The sequence below is a fragment of the Mesorhizobium sp. L-8-3 genome, assembly GCF_016756615.1.
GTDB lineage: Bacteria > Pseudomonadota > Alphaproteobacteria > Rhizobiales > Rhizobiaceae.
This window is the reverse complement of the sequence record NZ_AP023262.1, coordinates 8,178,159-8,201,580: the sequence shown is the minus strand read 5'-3', so window position 1 is coordinate 8,201,580 and position 23,422 is coordinate 8,178,159. Positions and strand designations below refer to the sequence as shown.

At 62.4% G+C, this 23,422-nt stretch carries 14 protein-coding genes; 7 read left to right on the top strand and 7 right to left on the bottom strand.

Features of this window, described 5'->3' with window-relative positions; translation table 11 throughout:
• Positions 1-282: 282 nt before the first annotated feature.
• From JN302_RS37605 to JN302_RS37595, 3 genes are read right to left on the bottom strand one after another with little or no spacing between them, the layout of a single operon-like run.
• Entirely contained in the window at positions 283-3,555 is a 3,273-nt protein-coding gene (locus tag JN302_RS37605; RefSeq protein WP_202330996.1) for an error-prone DNA polymerase, read from the bottom strand.
• On the bottom strand, positions 3,552-5,075 hold the full coding sequence (locus JN302_RS37600; protein ID WP_202330995.1) for a Y-family DNA polymerase: 1,524 nt from the start codon (positions 5,073-5,075) through the stop codon (positions 3,552-3,554). The genes JN302_RS37605 and JN302_RS37600 overlap by 4 nt, the downstream gene beginning before the upstream one ends.
• A complete protein-coding gene (locus JN302_RS37595; protein WP_202330994.1) occupies positions 4,990-5,742 on the bottom strand; it encodes an ImuA family protein in 753 nt (250 codons plus the stop codon). Before JN302_RS37595 ends, JN302_RS37600 begins: the two co-directional genes overlap by 86 nt.
• A 180-nt stretch (positions 5,743-5,922) precedes the next feature.
• On the opposite strand from JN302_RS37595, the gene JN302_RS37590 reads away from it, so the two are divergent.
• The 6 genes from JN302_RS37590 (at position 5,923) to JN302_RS37565 (ending at position 13,279) form a co-directional block, all read left to right on the top strand.
• Complete coding sequence (locus JN302_RS37590) at positions 5,923-6,132, top strand: ribbon-helix-helix domain-containing protein (RefSeq protein ID WP_202330993.1); 210 nt, start codon at positions 5,923-5,925, stop codon at positions 6,130-6,132.
• A complete protein-coding gene (locus JN302_RS37585; RefSeq protein ID WP_202330992.1) occupies positions 6,129-7,628 on the top strand; it encodes a DNA cytosine methyltransferase in 1,500 nt (499 codons plus the stop codon). Before JN302_RS37590 ends, JN302_RS37585 begins: the two co-directional genes overlap by 4 nt.
• On the top strand, positions 7,597-9,255 hold the full coding sequence (locus JN302_RS37580) for an McrB family protein (RefSeq protein ID WP_202330991.1): 1,659 nt from the start codon (positions 7,597-7,599) through the stop codon (positions 9,253-9,255). Before JN302_RS37585 ends, JN302_RS37580 begins: the two co-directional genes overlap by 32 nt.
• A gap of 9 nt (positions 9,256-9,264) precedes the next feature.
• Complete coding sequence (locus JN302_RS37575) at positions 9,265-10,926, top strand: DUF2357 domain-containing protein (RefSeq protein ID WP_202330990.1); 1,662 nt, start codon at positions 9,265-9,267, stop codon at positions 10,924-10,926.
• A gap of 1 nt (position 10,927) precedes the next feature.
• Positions 10,928-11,407, top strand: coding sequence for a very short patch repair endonuclease (locus JN302_RS37570; protein WP_202330989.1), 480 nt, complete (start codon positions 10,928-10,930; stop codon positions 11,405-11,407).
• Between the two features lie 111 nt (positions 11,408-11,518).
• Positions 11,519-13,279 carry a DUF262 domain-containing protein gene (locus JN302_RS37565; RefSeq protein WP_202330988.1) on the top strand — a complete coding sequence of 587 codons (1,761 nt, stop codon included), beginning with the start codon at positions 11,519-11,521 and terminating at the stop codon, positions 13,277-13,279.
• A gap of 108 nt (positions 13,280-13,387) precedes the next feature.
• Here JN302_RS37565 and JN302_RS37560 read toward each other — a convergent pair whose 3' ends face one another.
• The gene (locus tag JN302_RS37560; RefSeq protein ID WP_274609297.1) at positions 13,388-14,596 is read right to left on the bottom strand and encodes an ABC1 kinase family protein; all 1,209 of its coding nucleotides are present in this window, start codon (positions 14,594-14,596) and stop codon (positions 13,388-13,390) included.
• A gap of 71 nt (positions 14,597-14,667) precedes the next feature.
• Entirely contained in the window at positions 14,668-16,080 is a 1,413-nt protein-coding gene (locus JN302_RS37555) for a hypothetical protein (protein WP_202330986.1), read from the bottom strand.
• A 215-nt stretch (positions 16,081-16,295) separates the two neighbouring features.
• On the opposite strand from JN302_RS37555, the gene JN302_RS37550 reads away from it, so the two are divergent.
• Positions 16,296-17,238 (top strand): IS630 family transposase gene (locus JN302_RS37550; RefSeq protein WP_202330985.1). Its coding sequence is split into 2 segments (ribosomal slippage): positions 16,296-16,634 and positions 16,636-17,238, totalling 942 coding nucleotides; the frame shifts between segments, so codons are not numbered across the junction.
• Positions 17,239-17,351: 113 nt separating this feature from the next.
• Here JN302_RS37550 and JN302_RS37545 read toward each other — a convergent pair.
• Entirely contained in the window at positions 17,352-17,819 is a 468-nt protein-coding gene (locus JN302_RS37545) for an acyl-CoA thioesterase (RefSeq protein WP_202330984.1), read from the bottom strand.
• A gap of 11 nt (positions 17,820-17,830) precedes the next feature.
• Positions 17,831-23,422: a type I polyketide synthase gene (locus tag JN302_RS37540; RefSeq protein WP_202330983.1), complete on the bottom strand. Its 5,592-nt coding sequence runs from the start codon at positions 23,420-23,422 to the stop codon at positions 17,831-17,833.

Below are 23,422 nucleotides of genomic sequence, written 5' to 3'. Positions count from 1 at the left end.
GCCTGTCCTATCTCCCGCCGGCACCAATAAGGACCACGTTGAGGCGCTTTACCCGTCGGCTGCAACGACGTGAACATGGCGTCTCATTCGCTTATGGCTCAAGTGGGCCGAAGCCAAAAGGGGTAGGTCGAGGAACTACGCCAAGTGCTTGGCGCGACCAAGTGCTGCATCACGGGCGCGAGAATTTCCGCTGGCGGGATCAGATGTCGATTGTGGCTATGACTTGAATAGGCGCGAAAGCTGCCACTCGCGTATTTGCCTGAGGGAGACGGGTTCGGACTATCAGCGGAAATCCCGGGTCTTCACCTTGATCGCGTCCGTGTGGAGGTCCGGAGTATAGATGTCCCGCGGGCGCTGTGCGCGTGATGGGGCTTCGCGCGGGTCCGGGCCGGAGCCGCCATGGCGTACTTGGTCGCCCCGGCCATGTGGGATCGGGAACACAGCGTCGCGTTGCCCCACGCTGGCAAGCTCGGCCGAGAGGTCGGTCAGGTGCTGCGCGACGAGGTGGACCACTTCCCCTTCACGTTGGATGCGGCCGCGCACCGCGATCATGCCGGCTGACAGAATGGTGCGGCGGTTGGCCTCGAACACCTTGGGCGAGACGACGAGGTTCGCGATCCCGGTTTCGTCCTCGAGCGTGATGAACATAACGCCCTTGGCGCTGCCGGGCCGTTGCCGCACCAGCACGATGCCCGCAGCCTCAAGCCAGCGCCCCTCGCGGGCGTCCATCGCCTCGGCGCAGGAGACGATGCGCCGGCGGTGAAGATCGGCGCGCAGGAAGCTCACCGGATGATCGCGCAGCGACAGGCCGACGTGCCTGTAATCCTCCACTACTTCCGCGCCCGAGGTCATCGGCCGTGGGGCGACGGTGGGCTCGGCGATCTCCGGCACGATGTCGTTCTCGCGGTTCGCGGCTGCAGCGAAGAGCGGCAGCGGCTCGTCGCGCAGCGCCTTGATCGCCCACAGCGCCTCGCGCCGGGCCAAGCCGAGCGCCGGCCGGAAGGCATCGGCTTCGGCGAGTTGGACGAGGGACGCTTGTGGCACCCCGGCACGCCGCCAGAGATCATCGACCGACGCGAAGGGCTGGTCGGCGCGCGTTGCGACAATGCTCGCCGCATGGATGTTGGCGAGGCCGCGCACCATGCGCAGACCAAGGCGGACGGCGAAGCGGCCTTCGTCTCCCGTTGGTTCGAGGATGCAGTCCCAACGTGAGGCGTTGACGCAGGCCGGACGCACCTCGATGCCATGGGCAATCGCGTCCCGCACGATCTGAGCGGGAGCGTAAAAGCCCACCGGCTGGCTATTGAGCAGGGCGCAGCAGAAGACGTCCGGATGCCAGCATTTGAGCCAAGCGCTGGCATAGGCGATCAGCGCGAAGGACGCGGCGTGGCTTTCCGGAAAGCCGTAGCTGCCGAAGCCTTCGAGCTGGCTGAAGGTCTTCTCGGCGAACGGACGGTCGTAACCGCGCTCGACCATGCCCTCGATGAGCTTGGTCTTGAAGGCGGACACACCGCCGGTGTGCTTGAATGTGGCCATCGACTTGCGCAGCATGTCGGCCTCGCCCGGCGTGAAGCCCGCGCATTCGATGGCGACGCGCATGGCCTGCTCCTGAAACAGTGGAACGCCGAGGGTCTTGCCCAGAACCTTCTCTAGTTCCGGCTTGGGATAGTGGACCGGCTCGAGGCCCTCGCGGCGGCGCAGATAGGGGTGAACCATGTCGCCCTGGATCGGGCCAGGGCGCACGATCGCGACCTGAACCACGAGGTCGTAATAGGTCCGTGGCTTCAGCCGCGGCAGCATCGACATCTGCGCTCGGGATTCGATCTGGAACGTGCCGAGCGTGTCGGCCTTGCGGATCATCGCATAGGTACGCGGGTCCTCGGCCGGGATGGTCGCGAGGTCGAGCTTGATGTCCTTGTGCTCGGCCAGGAGATCCAGACCCTTCTTCATGCAGGTCAGCATGCCGAGGGCCAGGACGTCGACCTTCATGAAGCGCAAGGCATCGATGTCGTCCTTGTCCCACTCGATCACCTGGCGGTCGATCATGGCGGCGGGCTCGATGGGGACGAGGTCATCGAGCCGGTCGTGGGTCAGCACGAAGCCGCCTGGATGCTGGCTCAGATGGCGTGGGGCGCCCATGAGTTGGCGGGCGAGATCGAGCGCGAGGCGCAGACGCCGGTCGGAAAGATTGAGGTTCAGCTCTGCGAGGTGCCGGTCGGCGACACCCTCTTCGGACCAGCCCCAGACCTGGCCCGACAAAGTGCGGATGAGATCTTCGGGCAGGCCAAGTGCCTTGCCGACATCGCGCAGCGCCCCCTTGGTGCGATAGCGAATGACGGTGGAGCAGAGCGCGGCGTGATCGCGGCCATAGGTGTCGAACACCCACTGCATGACGATTTCGCGCCGCTCGTGCTCGAAGTCGACATCGATGTCCGGGGGCTCACGCCGCTCCTCTGAGACGAAGCGCTCGAACAGGAGGTCGTTGCGGCCGGGATCGATCGAGGTGATGCCGAGCACGAAACAGACCGCGCTGTTGGCGGCCGAGCCGCGCCCCTGGCAGAGGATGTCGCGCGATCGCGCGAAGCGGACGATGCTGTTGACGGTCAGGAAATACGGCGCATAGCCGAGTTTCGCGATCAGCCGCAGTTCGTGCTCGAGCGTCGCCCGCACGCTGCCGGGGAGACCCTCCGGATAGCGTTGAGCAGCGCCTTCCCAGGTGAGCTTCTCAAGCGTCTGCTGCGGCGTGAGCGTCGGATCGTCGCGCTCTTCCGGATACTGGTAGGCGAGTTCATTGAGACTGAAGCGACAGCGCTCGACAATTTCGAGCGAACGCGCCAGGGCCTCGGGATAGCGGGCGAAGAGCCGGTGCATTTCTTCCGCCGCCTTGAGATAGCGGTCGGCGTGGCGCTCACGGCGATCGCCGAGCTCGTCGATGGTGACGTTGTGACGAATGCAGGTGACGACGTCCTGCAGGATGCGCCGGCCGGGTTCATGGAACAGGACGTCGTTGGTCACGACGGTCGGCACCTGCATTTGCGCGGCGAGGTTCCACAGCTCGTGAAGCCGCAACTGATCGTTTGGCCGGCAGCGCAGAGTCAGCGCCATGTAGGCGCGGTCGCCGAAGGCCTCGCGCAGTCGGCGCAGGCGCAGCCCGCATTCATCGTCGGCGAGATCCGGGACGAGCACGGCGATGAGCCCCTCGCCATAGGCATGCAGGTCAGTCCATTCGAGATGGCACTTGCCCTTGCCGGCGCGTCCCTTGCCGAGAGTCAGTAGCCTGCAGAGCCGTGCATACGCCGCCCTGTTCGTCGGGTAGACCAGAACCGACATGCCATCGGCGAGATCGAGGCGGCAGCCGACGACGAGGCGCACGCCCGTCGTCTTTGCGGCCTCGTGAGCGCGGACGATGCCGGCGAGGCTGTTGCGGTCGACGACGGCGAGCGCCTCGATGCCGAGCAGTGCTGCCTGCGCGAACAGCTCCTCGGCTGAGGAGGCGCCGCGCAGGAAGCTGAAATGCGAGGTGACCTGCAGTTCGGCGTAGCGCTGCGTGGTCATCCGAAGACTCCGTGGATGAACCAGCGTTGCGAGCCGGTGGCTTCGTTCTCCCCATCACCGGCGCGGTAGAGCCAGTAACGTTCGCCCGCTTCATCCTCGACCCGGAAATAGTCGCGAACAGCGAGAAGCTCGGCGTCGCGTTTCCACCATTCCCCAAAAACCCGCTCCGGCCCGTCGGCACGCCGAACGCGCCGGCGCACGCCGCGCCAGGTGAAGGAGACCGGTGGATGGTCCGGCAGCAGGGCGATGGTCTCGACCGGCTCCGGGGTCAGCAACAGCCGTGCCGGGCGCGGCCAGGCATCGGGCCAGGTCGCGCCGGTGTCGGGGGCAAGCGCCGGCACACGGCTCACCGACCGCTCCGGAACGTCGCTCGCCACCGGCGCGGCGCGATAGATGGCGCGCTCGCCGACGCGGTTGGCGAGGGTGTCGACTAGATCGGAGATATCGGGCTCTGTTTCCTCGATCAGCGATGTCGCTATCTGGCGGGCTTCCAAGGGTTCCGCGATGATCGCGCACAGCGTCAGCATCTCGATGCCGTAACCGGGATCTATGGTTTCGATTTTGTCGCAGAGCAGCCGCGTTAGCCGCTTCACGTCGCGCACGGGTTTGGCCATGCCGACGCGGATGGCCTGGGCCCGGCTGTCGACGCGTTGGCAGATAAGGTCGAGGCGCCGCACGCCCTCACCCTTCCGCTCGAGTTCCAAGCAGAGGGTGTTGACCAGTTTGCCGAGATAGCGGGCGATGGTCTCGGCGGCTGATATCGGTTCGGCGAAGGCGCGGCGCACCTCGGTCAGGTCGGCCGGCCGGATCGGCGCGATCGGCTCGGCGGCGTGGCCGAGGGCTTCGTCGAGGCGCCGGCCCAGCTGGGGACCGAAGCGCAGCGCCAGGGGTGCGCGCGGCTGCGCGATGAGGTCGCCGATCCGCTCGAAACCGAGGACACGCAACGCCGCCGGCATTCCGGCCGGGAGCCGCAACGCCTCGATCGGCAATCCTGAGATCACGGAACGATCATGACCGGGCGCGGCGATCCTCGTCCCGTCAGCGCCGAAGCGGGCAAGCGCATGCGCGGCGCCCCAGGTGTCGGCGACGCCCGCGCGCGCCGCGACCCCCCACATGGCGAGCCGGCCGACAAGGCCGTCGAGCATAGCGGCTTCGCCGCCATGCAGATGATCGGCACCGGTGGTATCGATGACGATGCCGTCCGGCGGATCCGCGGCGACAATGGGGGCGATGCGTTGCAGGATCCAGAGCGCCAGGCGCTCCAGCGCTTCGCCGTCGCCCGCCGGATCGGCATCTCGGATCTCGAGGCCGGCCGCGAGCGCCTGCGCCTTGGCCGCCGGCATGCCGACGCGCACCCCAAGGGCTGCGGCCGCCGCATCGGCGGCGGTTACAATCCGTCTGCTCCCGTCCCGGCCGACGACCACCAGCGGCGCGTCAGCGCGCGGCGCTGCGTCGCCGGTCATCCGCCGCAGACGGTCTGTAGACCAGTTCGGCAGGTACAGCGAGACGACCCTTTTCATCACAGGCTTCCAACTCGAAATCAGCACTTTCGCCGGCCCGGGCGCGGATCAACTCGACCAGCCATCGGGCGCGGCCGACGCCGGGAACCGGCAATGGGGTGGACGGCAGCACCGACACCCGCCAGCGTGTGGCGGCAGCTGTTGGCTGCCCGAAATCGGTGGCATCTGTCTGGCGGCGCCAGCGTCGCAGCGCGAGACCGATAGTTCCGGTCCCCTCTGCGGCGAGCATGAGGCGGCGCGACGCCTTCATGGAGAGCTGGGCGATCTCGCCGACCACGGCGCCGAGGCCGCCATGGCGCAGCCCTTCCTCCATGCAGGCAAGCACGCTCGCTTGGTCGCCAGCCTCGAGGTAGATCACCCGGTCGGGCGGCAGTCCTGCCTGCGCCACGGCGGGAGCGAAAATGTCGGGCTGGGTGATGCACCAGAGCACACGGCCCTTGGTGCGCGCGGCAATGCCGGCAGCGAACAGGGCCGCAGCGGCCCCATCGATGACGCCATTGCCACCGCCGGCGATCTCATGCAGCGCGCCGCGTGTCAGCCCTCGTCCCGGTAGGCGCGAATCGACCTCGATCAGCCCGAACGGCAGCACCGACTGCACGCGCCGACGAGGGCCTTCGATCTTCTCGATCTGTACGCGCAGTGACTCCAGGGCGGGCTCTGACCGCAAGCTCGTTATTGACCTCCGGGCGCAGGTTTAGCATCATGTTCCCTATTTGTTCTACCATTGTGATCCTGAGTCAATAGAAACCGGGTTGCCAGCGAGTTTGTGAGGGAGGAAGTCAATATTATGGTGCACGTTGCACCCAACGAGCATATGATGGGTGCAGCTTGCATCAGGAGGCGATTCATGCCGGCCGCATCGCTTAAGAAAACTGTCCGGACATCAGTGATTCTGCCCGAGACGGCACACGCGCGAATCCAGGCGCTTGCCGATGCAAACAATGTTTCGGCCGCCTGGATCATCCGGGCTGCGGTTATGCAGTTTTTAGATGAGCATGGTTACGAAACCCAGCTTCCTCTGAAACTTCCGAGACCGAAAACGGGGGAACGGGAATGAGTGCCGAGGCGATTCGCAGAAAGATCGCCAGGATCCGTGCAGGCGGAAAGCCGCGGCTGCTGGATTTGTTCGCAGGCTGCGGGGGGTTGTCGCTCGGGTTTCAGGCCGCGGGTTTCATGCTTCAGGCTGCGGTCGAGTTTGATGCCGATGCAGCACGTTCGCACGGACTGAACTTTCACGGAGGCGATCCAAAGCACAGTCGCGCCCGCGACATTATCACCACACATCCTGAGGAGCTTGTCGCGGAGTTGGAGCTTGGCCCCGTTGCAGACGCTGTCGATGTGATTGTGGGAGGGCCACCGTGTCAGGCCTTCGCCCGTGTGGGCAGACCGAAGCTTCGTGAGATCGACGCCCATCCGCAGGCGTTCCGGCATGATCCACGAGCGCGTCTTTATCAGGAATATCTGAGATACGTGGACGCTTTCCGGCCCCTTGCAGTGCTGGTCGAGAACGTACCCGACGTTCTCAATCACGGCGGCCAGAACATAGCAGAGGAAATCTGCGAAGTTCTCGAGGGTAAGGGTTATGTCTGCGGTTACACGCTTCTGAATGCGGCCTTTTTTGGTGTGCCGCAGATGCGCGAACGCATGTTCCTCGTCGCCTATCGCCGTGAGATCGCCGAGAGAGTGTCGTTTCCCGAACCCACAAACTGGCTGGTACTGCCGCCCGGCTATGAAGGATCGCGCGCGGTCGCCTTGAAGGTGCTCAACGGCCACCTCGAGGAGGCACATGACTATCACGAGCCGCCGACCGCCAGTCCGAAACTGCCCGCGGCCGTGACTGCCGAACAAGCACTTGGAGACCTGCCGCCGATCTACGCCCGCGAAGAGCTTGCTGGTGGCAACCTGCGCCGTGGCGCCCGCCGCTTTGACCAAGTCATTCCATATGACCGGAGGCGAAAAATCTCAGCCTATGCGGGCTTGATGCGCTCTTGGCCGGGATTTGAAGCCCCGGAGGACGGTCTGCGGGATCATGTCATTCGATATCTGCCACGCGATTACGAGCTATTCGCACGTCTTGACCCCGGCGACCAGTATCCGCAGGCATGGCAGCACGCCATGAACATGCTGTCCGAAAAAATCGCGGAGCTGCGGCGCAAGGGGAAAGTGGTGCGCGAAGGCTCTGCTGAATATGAAAGATTGCGTGCCGCCATTGTCCCTCCGTATGACGCGACCAAATTCCCGAACAAGTGGCGGAAGATGTGGCGTGATCAGCCGGCGCGCACCTTGATGGCGCACCTTGGCAAGGACAGCTACAGCCACATTCATTATGACAGCGAGCAGGCCCGGACGATCTCCGTGCGGGAAGCGGCCCGGCTGCAGTCCTTCCCTGATGGCTTCGTCTTCTGCGGAACGATGAATCCGGCATTCCGGCAGATCGGCAATGCCGTACCGCCGCTTATGGCACAGGCGCTCGCGCAGACGATGATGATCGCCCTCCGGGGCAGGGAGGAACAGGATAGCCATGTCAGCAGAAGAGCGGCAGCAGCAGTTTGAGGTCGCAATTCGCGCCGAGCCGGGCATTCGACCGGAAGCGAGGATTGCAAAGAACTTCGGATTCTCAAACAGTGCCCGAGTGATTGAAGGCGGGCTGTTTGCCTGCACGAACAATCTGGAGGCATACTCGGCGGGCTTGGCTGCCGGTCGGACTGCACCGATTGAGCAGTTCATCTTCCTGTGCGTTCTGACTTTCCCCCCGCAGGACGAGGTTTATTTCGCGGTGACGGTGACGGCAGAAGCCGATCGTATAAACAAAGGTTTGCTGAAGCTCTTCCATGAAGGCGAGGAGCGCAACAAACAGCTCGCCGCTGCGTCGAAAAAGGCCGGCAGCATCAGCAACAACGTCAAATTCTATATTACCGACACCGGAGACATCTTTTTTCACAACCACGACTTTCGGGACTCACTGCGGAACGCGCCTGGAGAGCCGGCCCTCGATCCGGATTGCATGGCAAAAATCGATTCCATACTCTTCGCGATCTGGCCTCCGGCAGCTTCTGCCCGCCGGAGCCTGCTTGCACGTGAGTTCGTCGGTTATCTCGGAAGCCTCATCGGGCGCGAAAAGGTCCACGAGCTGCGTGTGTGGGCCGATGCTGGTGCCGTCAGCCCGGGTATGCAGCGCTTTCCTGCAACAATTCCGGTCGCCGAAATCGAGGCGGCGGTGACGTCGCTCGGCGGGCACTATCCCGGCGGAGAGGTCCGGCGATTTCACGCCGCGATGAATTTCCTCTCGCACAAACATTTCGTGATTCTCGCCGGTCTCTCGGGTACAGGAAAGACTCAGCTTGCGCTGAAATATGCGCGGGCTGTTCACGGTCTGACGGCGAACAACAGTCCGGATCCCTTTCTGTTCGTGTGTCCTGTCCGACCGGAGTGGACTGATCCCACGGGTCTGACCGGCTACTACGACGTTTTGTCGAACCGCTATGTCGTTCCGCCATTTCTGGAGGCGGTTCTGCTGGCAACGGCGCACCGCGACTCCCCGGTGTTCGTCGTGCTTGATGAGATGAACCTGGCGCGGGTGGAGTATTACTTCTCTGACGTATTGTCTGCGGTGGAAACGGGTGAGGAACTGCAGCTTCACTCAAGCGGCGTACCGCTTGAGGGCTCAACCGGCACTTCGGTGCCCGCCGCTCTCCCATTGCCGCCCAATCTCTATATTGCCGGTACGATCAACATCGACGAGACGACCAATCCAGTCAGCGACAAGGTTCTGGACCGTGCCGTCGTCATTGACATGTCGACGGTCGATCTGGCCGGATTCCTTTCCGCGCTCGAAGGTCGTGAGCCGACGCTGAAGGATGCACGCGCGGCCTGCGAGCAGCGTCTCGTCGCTGCCCAAACGGTCATGGCAACTCATAGCCTCGGATTTGGCTACCGGGTCGCGGAGGAAGTGGTCCGCTATCATGCATTTGCGACGGAACACCTGAAGGCGGATCCCGCCGCAATCATCGATGATCTTATGGTGCAGAAAGTGCTTGTGAAGCTGCGCGGCGCGGAACGGCAGCGGCCATTGCTGACCGGCTTGGCGAAAGCACTGGACGGGCTGCAACGTTCGCAGAGGTTCGTTGGCAAGCTGACGGCGGACCTGGACGAGTTCGGCTCATTCCAGGCCAGCCGTTGAGGTAGGCTGATGGCCGCCTTGCTCATGCGCAGCGAGAAGACGGGTGAGGCCTGGCGGGTATGGCCGGAGCCGGAGACCGTCGCACCAGGCATCGTGCACGAGACGGGCAGCTATCTCTTCGAGCTGCATGACAGCGGCGCAGCGGCCACGGCTGAGCTGCTGATAGATGACCTCCCGCTGGAAGCTCTGCGGACGCAGACGCCGGAAACCGCGCGATGGCGCTGGTCGCCGGGTTTTCATGCCGGCGCCGTTGAGGCGGAACTGCGGCTGCCCGGGCAGGCACCGCGTCGCTTCGAGGTCGTCACCGATCCGGACCAGCGAAAACTCACGCGTGACGATTTCGACGCGATGGTACGCGAGATTCTTGATGATACATTCGCGCTGTTCTCCATCAGCAGTTTCCGCAAGGCTGTGGCCCGCGGCACAGGTGGCCGCCCGCCAGCGATCGCGCGACTTGAATTTCTTCGCTCCAGAGTGGACGAGCTGGAGGCTGTTGTTGCTGCCATTGCCCGCAGCCCCCGACGCGTACTTGTGGCCGACGAAGCGATCCTTCCTTATCATCGGGCGAGCCGCGCGTCCGGACCGGAGGTGCTCCGGTCTTTTCGTTCGGGACGTATTCTCCGGGAGAGTCGGAAGCCGTCCCGTCTTCCGGCACCACTCAATGGCTTTCTGCCGGAGCGGATCCGGGTGCGCCAGCGCCTGAGCTCTCTCGATCTGCCTGAGCACCGTCAGATGGCCGCGTGCTTGCGATCGTGGGTCGCCTGGCTCGGTGCGGCTGCGGAATTGCTCGAGCGAAGCCGGCCGGAAGGAGATCCCGAACTGCGTTACGGCGCGGCAGCCTGGGCACAGCGCTGCCGACGCTTATCGCGCCGCATAGGCAATCTTTGTGCGGCGGCTCCGTTCGCCGAGGCAGGGGAGGCACAGGCGCGTCTCGTGCTTTCTGCGCTGTTCCGCAACGATCCCTCATATCGCCGCTTCTACAGACTCTGGCAGGATATGAATCTCGGCATAGCCGCGGTCTTTGGCGACTTTCTGAACCTGCCTCTTGCTCGGACTTTCGAACTGTATGAGCTCTGGTGCTTCCTGCGTCTCGTCAGGGCTGGAGCTGAGGAGTTCGGCCCGGCCGGGGTTGATGTTCGGGACCTGTTCATCAGCGACGCAGCCGGCGGCGTGACCTTTGCAACCGGCGCGGTCACAGTTCCGGTTGGCTCGGGCTGGAAGCTGTGTTTTCAGAAACACTATCGTGAGTTCTGGATCGAACCCGACCGACGGGGGTCGTACAGCCGCGCAATGACTCCCGACGTCGTAGCCAGCCACGAGGCAGCTGGGTCATCTGGTAGCAGGCTGATCGTGCTCGACGCAAAATACCGCATCGACGAGGGGCTCAGCGATGCGCTCAGTTCGATCCACACCTATCGCGACGCATTGGTGCAAGAGGCGGATTCCGGTCAAACGGAAGGCATTGTCACGGCTGCCTATCTGTTGACGCCGCATGTGCCGGTAATCGAAACCGGCTATCGCGAGACACCGATGCCGGGCCGGTTATTCCACCCTGCGTATCGCACTGGGTTCCGGTTTGGTGCCGTCACCTTGCGGCCTGGGATGACAGCGGCGGAGATTGCGACCACGCTCCGGCTCGTCGTCGCAGACGCAACAGTTGGGATCGCCTGATATGGACGTTCTCACGCCCCAACAACGCCAGCGCAACATGAGCCGCATCCGGGGTCGCGATACCAAGCCGGAGCTGTTGCTGCGTCGCCATCTTCACGCCGCTGGTTTTCGTTTCCGGTTGCACGCATCGGGCCTGCCGGGGCGACCTGACATGGTATTTCCGCGATACCGCGCCGTAATCTTTGTGCACGGCTGTTTCTGGCACGGTCATGATTGCCCGCTGTTTAAGGTGCCCAGCACGCGACCGGAGTTCTGGTCGGCAAAGATTTCCGGCAACCGTGATCGAGATCGGCGAACCATCGCCCGGTTGCGCGCCTCTGGCTGGCGCGTGCTGGTCGTGTGGGAATGTAGCTTGAAGGGGCCTGGGCGCATCCCGGTGGCCGAAGCAGTCAGCTTCTGCGCGGACTTCGTTAGAGGGGAAGCCTCCGACGCCGTGTTGACGGGATCTCGGCCAGGCAGAAAGCGGTTGAGTGCCTTGTGACGCGCGAACGTCAGACTAAGCTGCTTTCGGAACTGGAAGAACTCGAGCCGCCGCTCCGGGCGCTCCAACAATAAAAAGGCAGATATTCTCCGTATTCTGTGAGGGGGTTCAATGGACAGCAAACTGAAGGTTACCGATGTTCCCGAGGAGGCGAACTTCTATGACCTGATTGCCGGCGATAACGTCCTGGAGATTCCTCTTTTTCAGCGCCCCTACATGTGGAAGGAAAGCCACTACAAGGCTCTCCTCCAGGATATAAGCCTCATCGATGAAGAGACTAATGGAGCGGTCTTTCTCGGAGTAATTGTATCCTTCGGACGCGGATCAGGTCCTGGACGTCCCCCGACCTGGATGATTGTCGACGGCCAACAGCGCGTTACGACACTCTATCTAAGCGTAATGGCAGCCGTCGAGGTAGCAGCAAAAGCCGGCGAGCTTGATTGGGCGTCCGATATCATGGGGCGGTATCTGCTGGTACGGCCGATGTCGGGGCTGTCGGTCAACACGAAACTTGTGCCCTCTTTTAATGATCGGGGGCAGTTTGATGCCATTTGGAAGAGAATAACGACCGTAAAGAACTTCTCCAGCCACCAGATAGTCGCGTCAAATCCTCCTCGCGCGCCTGCGCCCACTGGCGCAACCGAGGGTCTCATGTTGTCACAGTACATGAGAATCCGGTCTGAACTGACCAGACTCTTGCGCGAATCCGGGCTTACCGGCCTCGGCCACCACATCGATATTGTGACGTCGAGACTCAGCGTGGTGTCGATATCGCTCCGGGACCCGACTGTAGCACCAAAGATATTTGAACGGCTGAACTATGGTGCCGAGCCGGTTACCGTCGCGGACCTCGTCAGGAACGAGGTCTTCGCGCGATCAGGGGATGACGTCTCTACAGCAATGCATTTGTTCGGCACCCGCTGGGAGCCGTTCGTCGCGCGCTTTGCAGATAAGAATGCCGATCTCGACAGGTTCCTGTTCCCGTACGGGCTTATATATAATCCGAACGTCAAGAAGGCCGATCTCTTTGCGGCACTGCGAAAGATCTGGGACAAATTTGATGGTCCCGAGCGGATCATTGACGATATGGAGCAATTTCAGCCGGCGTATCTCGCGCTGACGGCTGGCAAGGACTATCAGGACCCTCATCCTGCGCTGAAACTCCGGGTGAACCGGATCTACAGGTCTGGCCGACCCTCCTCGATCTATCCTTTCCTACTCAGGCTGCTTCGTTCATTCGAGCTCGGCCAAGTCTCCGAGTCGGCCACCTGCGGTGTTCTGGACGCTATAGAGTCATTCTTGTTCCGCCGCGCCGTAGTCGGCATCGAACCAACGGGGCTCCACGCCGTGTTCAAGGGTCTTTGGCAGGAGTTGACGTACGAATCCGAGGGACAGGATTTGGATGAACTGATCCAGCCGGAGCGGCTGCGTTCAATTGTGCGCGGCAAGCCAACAATAACCTGGCCGAGCGACGAGGAATTTCGTGCTGGCATTGAGAGCGGAGAGCTTTATCGCCGCAAAATCGCGACGTATGCCATTCGCGAATACGAGTTGGGGCTTGAGGGTGAAAGCCCCTCCGACATTCACCAGATCGAACACATTGCACCTCAATCGGCCACGGAAAGCTGGAAAGCTGTGATCCCGGAAGACTACGACAAACTGGTGCATACGTGGGGCAACCTTCTGCCCCTGACCGCCTCGATGAATCCTTCCACAGGTCAGAGTGACTTTGCAGCCAAGCGCGTGGCCTATTCGGACTCGATCTTCGCCTCTGCCCGGGAGGTGGCGAAAAGGCAGGAATGGAACGCAACGGCTATACGCAACCGGTCAAAGTCGATCGCGGATTGGGCCATCGGGCGGTGGCGTTTTTAGCTGAGGTGATCAGCGCTATGTTCGTGCACTACTCGTCGGGATGATTGCACCGGTTATGAAGAGGACCGCAGGACAGCATCCATCTCCTTTGCCTTTCACCGGCGCCGATCAGACGACAAGCTGCCGCAGTTTTCGGATCAAGCCCGAGACTACGAATGGTCGTGCCTCGGCTTGAAAATCCAGTTCTGGAAACCGCGAACGCACAAGGCCTTCAAACATAGCGAGCGCCCACACCGCGTTGGCGAACCCTGGCGCACCCAGGCAGCCATGCTTGCGCTGAAGTTCGAACAATTCCATCACAAAACGAGCGATGAGAAACTCACCAGCCTTCAGGCCGGAGTGGCGGGTCAGGATATCTCGGACGCCGCGCTCGAACGCCAAGTCCGCCGAATTGCCGGGTAAGTTGGTGATACTCTCAACAATGCAGTGGACAGCTGTCGAGGTATCACGATCGGCAAGTGCTATGAAGAAGTCACGGAACAGGATGCGGTCGCGATCTGTCATCTCTGCCACGAGCCCGAAGTCGAAGATGACAAGGCGCCCGTCGGCTGCAATCCGGACGTTGCCGGGATGCAGGTCACAATGAACGAGACCATGTATGAACAGCATTTGGTAGAGTTTGCGCAGGAGCAGCAAGCACGCAGTGCGGTACGTCTCGATCGGAATATCGGGCGAGGTAATTGGCTGACCGCTGTCGACATACTCCATCGCCAGTACAGTCGAGGAGCAAAGTGAGGGGTAACTACGCGGGACGACAATCTCAGGCCCGAGGATCGCGCGCAGCCGTTCGAGAAACTCACGCTCCTTCGTCATGTCGGTTTGCTGGGTGACGAGCACAGCGAAGCTGTCAAATACCCCGTCGAGTTGCAGGCCCTCCAACACCTTGATCCACCTGCCGGCTTTCCGGAGCAACCAGCGCATGATGGAAAGGTCCCAGGCAATGAGTCGCTCACTCCCAGGCCGTACGATTTTTAGCGCTAGTTCGTCCTTTCCAGCGCCTTCAGATCGCAGCACAAACGCGACGCTGCCAGCAGCGACGGGTCCATCCTTCACTATCGTAAATCCAAGGGTTCGGAGTCGCTCCATCACGCGGCGAAGTGTTGCATCGGATGGTGGGCTTACACGGTCCTGTAGCCGGCCAAGGGGACCGATCAGCTCGGAAGGCAGAAGATCGCCACGATAGCTCAGGACTTGGGCAAGCTTTATGGCTGAAGGGCCAATTGCTTCGGCCCACCGCGCTAACAACTCTCCTATTGTTTCAGTCGTGTCCGTTCGGCTGCCCGTTAGTCGCGCACAGGCCAACCGAGTGGCGCCCACGAGGCTGAAGGCGACCGTCAGCCACAGGATGCTCAACAGCCGAAGCGCCACCCTAAACCCCTGTTGCCGGATCAGTAGTGGAACGAGGGATCGTAGTCGTCGAAGCTAGCAACAGCTGGCGCCGCCGGCGCACCGAGGTCGAGTGGGACAGTACGCCAGTACCTTGCGAAATTGGCGCCATCCTCGAACTCGCGTTGCGCTATCTCCATCATGCCGGTGCAGCTTCCTGGCCTGAACTCAAGGTAGCGACCAGCCACCGCGCTAATCGTCGGCTTCTCGAACGCCACCTTCACGTCACGCGGTGGAATTTCAAGCGCACCGCGGGCTTCGGCAATGCCGGCCTGATCGTCGACGATCTTCTGATCGTTGACCCAGACGTCGTAGTTGATCGCGTAGGTGATGTCGGCGGGAAAGTCCGCGGAGTCGACAGGTTCTCCAATCTGGGGTCCTTGTTCCGCCGTACCCTTGCTCTTAGATGGATCGACCAGCTTCAACCAACCACTCAGCGTGCTGCGCTTGCCATCGGCAAGCCGCTTTCCAACATACTCCCCGACGTCGGCAGGGCTGCGCATGTTGCTGTTGAGACCGAAGCGCACATCGAGCGGTAGCCTATACCGGTGCAGCGCGGAAAGCACGCTATTGCCGGGTTGCTGGACTAGGTTCGCGTTGAAGCCGCGACCAGGCAGGGTCGCCCTTGACATGGGCTGCGCTCCCGCACCGCGTTGCGGGAGTGGGTCGAAGGTCGATACGGCAAGAAGATAGCGAGCCCGGTCACGGGGATTCGAGATGTCAAATGCGTCGCCCTCGCCGGGGATTCCAGGGGTCTTCTTGTGGAAGATGAGCAGCGGATTTGCGTCCCCCTCGCGCTCCGCGAACGGTGCATAGTTGCTGCCAAGCAGATACTGCAGGTCGGCGCCACGAAGGGCGTTGGGCATTACGATCTGCCAGTACAGGGTATTGTGTGGCTGACCGTACTGCGCGGCCTCGCGTCCTGCGCTGCCCGGCGCCCACGTCCGCAGGTGATGGCTGGTCAGATTCCGCAATTCAATGCTGCGCGGATCGCCGAAAATGTCTTTGACGTCAATGTCGTGACCGGCATCGGCACCCATATAGTAGTTGTGCGAGACATTGAACGTCAGGACTGCGGGGACATAGTCGGCGAAGCCGCGCTCACCGTTCTCAAGTAGACGTCCGCGCGGATCGCCGTAGTAGAGGCGATTGAGCATCTCGCTCTTCCCATAGAGTTCCCAATCGCGGATGATGAACTGGAATTCACGCGTTCCGAGTTGATTAATGTAGGCCGGAAAAACTTCTAGCCGCATAAATGCGCGAAGCTTTACCTCCTCCTCCATCCAGTCCGAATCGGGCGATTGGCGCCCCCTCATCGGGATTGTGATTGTTGACCCTTCGTACTCAATGAAAGTCTCATCCTCCTTGAGGGCGCGGAACGTCCGATACGGTCCGGAAATGATTGGTCGTGTCATGAGTGCCTCCGAGCGCTTCAGGGGAGCAGTGTCACATGTCCCGCTTGCCGCTCTCACTCGCCGGCCTCACGGCGTAGTCACGGGAGCGTTCCGACCATTGCATCCAATTCCAAGCGGGGACGCTAGAGCGGTTCACAGCAGAAGTGAATCGATTGGGGATTCCCTGACGACGTCAGGCGTGATTCAAGATGCTGGCTGGAGGAGGTCAGCATCTTATGACGCTATCGATGGATCTTCGGGAACGAGCAGTGGCCGCGGTGCTCGATGGTGAGAGCTGCCGGGCAGCGGCGGCTCGGTTTGGAGTTTCGGCGGCCTCGGTGGTCAGGTGGATGCAGCGGTATCGGCGGCATGGATCGGCGCGACCTGCCCCGCGAGGTGGCGGACGACAGCCCGTTCTGAATGCCCATCGGGCCTTCATCCTGGAGCGGATCGCCCAAGCTCCGCATCTGACTCTGCATGGGCTCAAGGACGAGCTGGCGGCACGTGGGGTCAAGGTGTCGCACAATGCGGTATGGCTGTTCCTTAGGCGCGAAGGGCTGAGCTTTAAAAAAAGTCCTGTTCGCCCTTGAGCAGGCGCACGCCGCCGTTGCGCGGCGTCGTGACCGCTGGAGGCGCCTGCAGCCACATCTCGACCCTAAACACCTGGTGTTCATCGACGAGACCTGGATCAAGACCAACATGGCTCCGATCCGCGGCTGGGGCGTCAGAGGGGGGCGGCTGCGCGCATACGCACCCCATGGCCACTGGCGCACACTGACGTTCGTTGCTGCCCTGCGCTGCGACCGGATCGTCGCCCCCTGCGTCTTCGACGGCCCGATTAACGGCCAGAGCTTCCGCGCCTGGGTCGAGCAGCAACTGCTTGATGCCATCGGTCCCGGCGACATCGTGGTGATGGACAATCTGGGGAGCCACAAATCCGTCGAGATCGGTCGCGCCATCCGCGCCCGCGGCGCCAGGCTGTGGTACCTGCCCGCCTACTCCCCCGACCTCAATCCCATCGAGCAGGCCTTCTCAAAGATCAAGCACTGGATGCGCATGGCCCAGCGCCGCTCCGTCGAAGACACTTGGCGCCACATCGGACACCTCGTCCAGGCCATCGGTCCAGCAGAATGTGCAAACTACCTCGAAAACGCCGGGTACGCCTCAATCCATGCGTGAAATGCTCTAGACGGCACGCTGCGCTAAGAGTCCCCTCGAAAAGCTCGATGCCGCTTGCTCGTTGCAATCCGAGCGAAGTAGAGGCGGTTGCTTAACTGTAACTACAACATCTGCTAGTTGCCCGAGAAGCGTTCAAGCGCGGCCAGCAGGTCAGGTGGAAAGGGTTGCGGTTCCGAATTACCGTTCACGGCCTGCCGCAGACAGGCAATCTGCTGCTCTCCGTGCGCAACCAGTTGTTCTACACCGCTCGGGTCCTTGCGCACATAGTCGAACGCGAGTCGGGCCCTGCCTGGTCCGTGCGAAACTAGGCTCAGCCGGATCAGTATCTCATCAAATGCTCGGATTTCGTCGAAGTAGGTGCATTCTACGCTTGTGGTCACGAGGCGTAGCGTGCCGCCGAGCTCGGCCGCAACACTCGGCGCGTGCAGCTTGAGAAACATCTCGCGGCATCTGCCCTGCCACGCGATGTGACGTGCGAAGTACACATTACCAACGACGTTCGTTTCCTCGAGCAGCACAGTGTGGGCGTACTCGAACGACGGAGGTATCCTGACGCCCACGGCATCGTTCGTCGATTGCATCTTGCCGCCTCCTAAGCCGCGAGGCCGTCTCTGCGCCGGACCAGCCGTCCTGCCGCGACGACCACTGGTCCCTGGACCAGCATGATCCTGGCCACGACGGAAAGCACGCCATCCCGCTCCGTGACAGCACCGTTCGACAGGGCAGGTAGTTCATCTACGCGGGCTCTCCGCCCGAGCTTCCTATGGACCTCGTAACGGCAATGACTGGCCAGCGCGTCAACATTGTCTACCCCGGGGAGCGGGCTTGATTCGATGTCGAAAGCGACTTGCTCGTCGGCTGCAACAACAAGAGTGATTGTCCTTGTATGAGCAACCGAGACCGCACCAACTCCTCGAACCGTCCAGCCACCGTCGGCGGCGCGTTGAACGCTGTCGCTCAGGTGTAGCCGACGCATCGCCTCCTCGCGTCTCATTGCGCTGTCGGCTTTGTCATCGATGATCATTGCCACCGAGACGTTCGAAACAGCGATTTCCTCGCCCAACAATCGCTCGAGATAGGGCACGGCGAGAACGTCCTGGACGGGCTGCGCACTTTCGAACTGTCGCAATTCGACGAGTTCGATCCCTTCCCAGGTTTCGAGGCACCGCCCGTCACTATCGGTAACGATTGCATCGTAGAAATGCCTCGATCCAGTCCGCCCGGTCTCCCGTCCGTGGATAAAGACCGGGATCCCATTCGCATCCTGCTTGCAGATCCGCTTGATCCCCACCGGCAGGAGTCTCCGCTGCGGGAATGTTACCTGCAGCGCATGGAGAGTAGCGTCGGCCATTCCTGGGTCGGTCCAAAGTATCTTGCGCTGCGATTCGAAAGCGCCGAACCAGTCGTCCGGCTGCGGAGGTCCCAGCCGAGCGACGACCTCGCGCGCAGAGGCCGTTTCGATCGTTTCAAGCCGGGCGAACTTCCCCGTGCAGAAGAATAGATCGCCGTAGAGCGACGAGGTTGAAAGAGCGGCTCCCGGTCGATAGAGCACTGACGTCCGCATCGCCGATACGTTCGAATGGTTTTGGCGGCGAAACGCACAGGTCGCGGCCGCGGCAACATATCCGTCTTCACTCGAGAGGACGGCGGCTTCGACCACGCCATCCATCCGCTTCAGCGCTGCGAGGCGTAGTGCGGTTCCGCGCGCGCTCACCACAACAGCCCGGTTGAATCGGACGTCCTCGATCTCGAACGACGCCATCGTAACAGCGTCGAGAGCGTGCGCAACCTGTGCCATCGCCTCGGTCAGCATCACGCCGGGTACGATGATCTCGCCATCGAACATATGATCTTTGAGGTAGCGGTCTCGCCCCGCCGATATTGTCGTCTCGAGCACGAGCTCGACGCCAGGATGGTGGAGAACGGTGCTATCGACAAATCGAAGCGATGGTAGCGATCGATTTCCGAGGAAGAGGCTTGGCGGCGACCCAAAACGTCCCGCTATGACAATGCTTCCGGTCACTCCGCTTTCCACGAGCGCGTCAAACGACGCTAGGGCGTCGTTTACCGCGAGCGCGTCAATACCCTGGCGTTCCAGACGCTCTATGACCCCGAGCCGCTCGCCCATGCCAATACCGCCCCAGACACTCCACTCGATGGCGAGCCCCGACCGTCGTGCATCGGTCTGCTCCCACGCGAGCGTTGCAGCCGTCTGCATCGCGTTGCCGAGTGCGTAGTGCGCTTCGCCTTCAAGGCCAACACGACCGATGAGTGAGCCGAAGGTGATCAGCGTCCGGAGGTGCTCGCCAAGTGCCTCAGTTGCAATCTTCAGTCCGTCGATCTTGGCTGCGAGCGCCTGATCAACCCATTCATCAGCAAGGCTTGCGAGGCCGGCAGGTTGATTGACTCCCGCGGCATAGATCAACGCCGTGGCCGGCCCCGTCTCGCCGAGTATCTCACCAAGACTCTTCGCGAAGCTGGTGCGATCCAGAACGTCCGCCCGGACATAGCGACATCGGAGGCCTTGCTCGGCTGCTCGCCTCAGCGTCTCGAATACCTGGGGGTCGTCGGTAGCGCTGCGACCGACGAGAACCAGTTGGGCCCCGCGCCCTCCGAGGCGAAGCGCACATTCCGCGACGATTCCCCTGCCGCCGCCGATCACCACGACGACGTCGTCGCCATCGATCAAGGATCGACCGGATCCTTTCACCTTGGAGGGGATCAGCGAGGGGATCTCGAGCCCCTCTGGTCCGACCCGCGCTTCGACATAACCGTGTGTCGAGGCATTCAGGAGCTCGGAGATCGCCGCACCATCCTCCGGTGACCCGGCCCTGTCAATTACCCGGACAGAGCGAAACACCTCATCGGCAGCAACCGACCGCGCAAATCCCCCAACGGCCGCCCCATTATGCACGATCGCAAGGTGCGCGAACTGTCCCACAGCGCTCCGTGCCAACCTGATCAGTTGCATCGCGTCATGACGATCAAATCCAGTATTCAGACAGATCAGCAGGCCGGTGGCGCCATCTGGTGGATCCCGAGAAGGCAGGTCGCTGCCAATTCGAATGACCTGCCAAGTGATCGTCTCCGCAAAACGAGGTGAAAGGTCTGGTGCCCGTACCCAGCCGGGACGGAACGGCCGCACCCACCTCCGGACACCTTGAACCCTGGGGTTCGGTTCTTCCGGCCCGAGGTCCCTGATCTCTTCGAACGAGACCGCTAGTTCGCGTGCCGTGGCATTGGCGAAGTCCGTCGGCGATGCTGGTGGGACAATTGCCGCCTTGGTTGCAACCGCCCTGACGACCCTCGCAACCGCCAGGGAGTTGAGGTGAAGCGCGTCCAGAAATCGCTCGTCGGGACCGATGGCGGAACGGGGCAGACCGCTCTCAGCTTCGAGCGCGGCAAGGACGACATTGAGCAGACTGTCGGATGCCGTTCGGTGCTCGTTGTCACTCGGCTCGCTCGTTCCCTCCGCCAGCTCTCGTTGTGCTGCAGGCAGCGTCACTCCGCAAGGGTTGCCAAGGAAGTCGGGCTGGCGTGCGGGAGTGATGGGCTCGGCATCTCGATCAGCAAAGAGCGGATCGAGATCGACGTCGCCTCCCGCGCAGAAAACCGATGCAAGGACTTTGAGCAGAGGACGCATAGAAAGCCCGAACGCGTCGACCGACGCCGCGCGGATCCCTTGCCGCTCCACCAGCCTCGGCAGACCGCTCGCAGGTCCAACCTCGATGATCATGTCGATCTTCGCTGCAAGCAGTCGCAATGCCTCGTCGAACCGCACTGGCGAGATCAACTGCTGGACCAGCAGGCCCGCGATATCCGATCCTGAATCGAGCATCGACCCAAGAATCGTAGAGACGACCGGCTTTGTCGGTCTCCGTAGCGGGAACGTTTCGAGCCATTCCCTAACGGCGCCACTGGCAGGCAGCATGTGAGGACTGTGAAATGCGTTTCTGACGTCGAGCGGTTGGCAAGCGATGCCGCGGCTCCGACAGTTGATGACGAGGCGATCGAGGCTTGTCACGGCACCGGCAAGGACGAGTTCTTCCGGCCCGTTGACGCAGGCAATGACCAGATCGTTTCCATCGATCAGGTGGTCAACCGCCGACCGTGAGGCTCGAATGGCCAACATGCCGCCGCCGGGAATGCCGTGCTCCGCCATCGCCTGCCCGCGGGAAGCCGCGAACTCGAGCGCTGCCTCCGGTTCGAGAGCGCCAGCCCAAGCGATAGCGCTAATCTCGCCGAGGCTGTGGCCGACCCCGACGTCCGCAAATATGCCGAGCTGTTCGAGCGTGCTTGCCGCAGCGAGGGAGGCTGCAACCGTCCCAGACTGGATACGAGCATCCTCGGATGACCGGTGGCTCAGCGCTTCCTGCTGGCGCTCCAGCAAGTGGGCGATGGCTGGAAAGCGCCTGCGCCAGATGCCTCCATCCGTGCGCGCAGTGCCGCCACCCTGGCCTGGGAACAGAAAGCCAATACGGGGCATCTCTCCTTGCACCGCGGAGACGAAGACCCTGCCGTCTTGAATCTGTTCGCCCCGCTCAAGTGCGCGAGCTGCAATTGTCAATGCCTCTGCCAGTTCCTCCCCACGCCCCGCCACAACGGCCACCCGGAACGCGGACGAACCGACAACTCGCCAAGCGGCGAAGGCTGCATCCACCAGTTCCCGGCGCGAGAGCGTGGCCGCAACCGCCGCGAGTGGTTTGGTTTTTGCCAGCACGTCATTCGCGGTGCCGCCGGAGAAGACGAAGAGCTCGGCGTCCTGCGGGGGCACGGATACTGCCCGGAACACGCGTTGAGCCGTTCGCTCAGCCCCTTTGAGCACGACGTGCGCGTTGATGCCGCCAAACCCGAACGCCGATACGCCGGCGAGGCCGGGCGCTGAGTCGGCGAGCGAGTCCGCTTGCGCCGGTCGCAGGTGAGCGCCGGCTTCGACAAAAGCGGGCGAGGGGATGATGCATCCCACATGTGGGGCCACGGCGCGATGCCGCAGCGCCATCACCGCCTTCGTCAACCCCGCCAATCCAGCCGCTGCCTTTGTGTGTCCAATGTTGCCCTTGATCGATCCAACGGGGATTGCGCGATTGCTTCCCGCGAGCAACTGCGATAGCGCCATAATCTCGACGCGATCACCAATCCTCGTTCCGGTGCCGTGGGCTTCGACAAAGTCGAGGTCGGCAGGGTCGACGTCGGCTCGTTCATAGGCTCTCCGGCAAGCAAGCTCTTGCCCATCGACGGTTGGACGCGTCATGCCACCGGCACCGTCAGACGAGATCGCCCAGCCGAGCAAACGCGCCAACTGCGGCATGGAACGCCGCTTGGCCTCGTCGTCGCGCATCAGAATCACGGTTGCCCCGCCTTCCCCCGGCCAGAAGCCGGCGGCGCGCTCGTCGAATATCCTCACCTCCTCGCGCGCCAGTGCATCGGCGCGCGAGAATCCGATTAGCTCGAAGGGATCGATGCTGAGATCGACGGCAGTGACGACTACCGCGTCGGCCTGCCCGGTAGTGATGAGATTGGCAGCATCGGCCAAGGCGACCAGCGACGAAGCGCAGGCGCCGTCGACAACATAGCCGCCGCCCTTGAAGTCAAAGTAATTGGCGATGCGTCCCGCGATCGTGTTCGCGAGACCCCCGGCGAGGCTGTCCTCGTTCGGCTCCTGTAGCCGGTGCACAAGCTCGGCCTGCAGTCTGGCTTGGAGTCGTTTGATGACATCGTCCGGCAACCCTTCCGCGACCGCAGCGGCACCTATGATGCCTTCGAGAAATGGTGCGCGCTGGCGAAGAATGGCGGATCGACTCGCGTCCCCAGTCAACGTGTTGGCGACGACGACCGCTGTGTGCAGTTTCTCGAACCTTTCAGGGCCACCAAGTGAGGCAATGGCTTCTGATGAGAGTTCCAGCGCCAGCCAGTGCACCGGGTCGGTGACCACGAACGTGGAGTGAGGTATCCTGAAACGGTGCCGGTCGAAGGTCCAGTTGGTCAGCAGCCCGGCCTGTACGGGGTAAATCGAGTCGGCGTGCCCTCGCACTTCTTCTGCGTAGGACGTCAGGTCGAGTCGCTCGGGCGGAATGCGGCGGAACGACTGCCGACCGCTAACGACATTGCGCCAGAGTTCGTCCGGCGACGTCGCGTCGGCGAACCGGCAGGCCAGCGCAACGATCGAGATTCCGCAATGACCCAT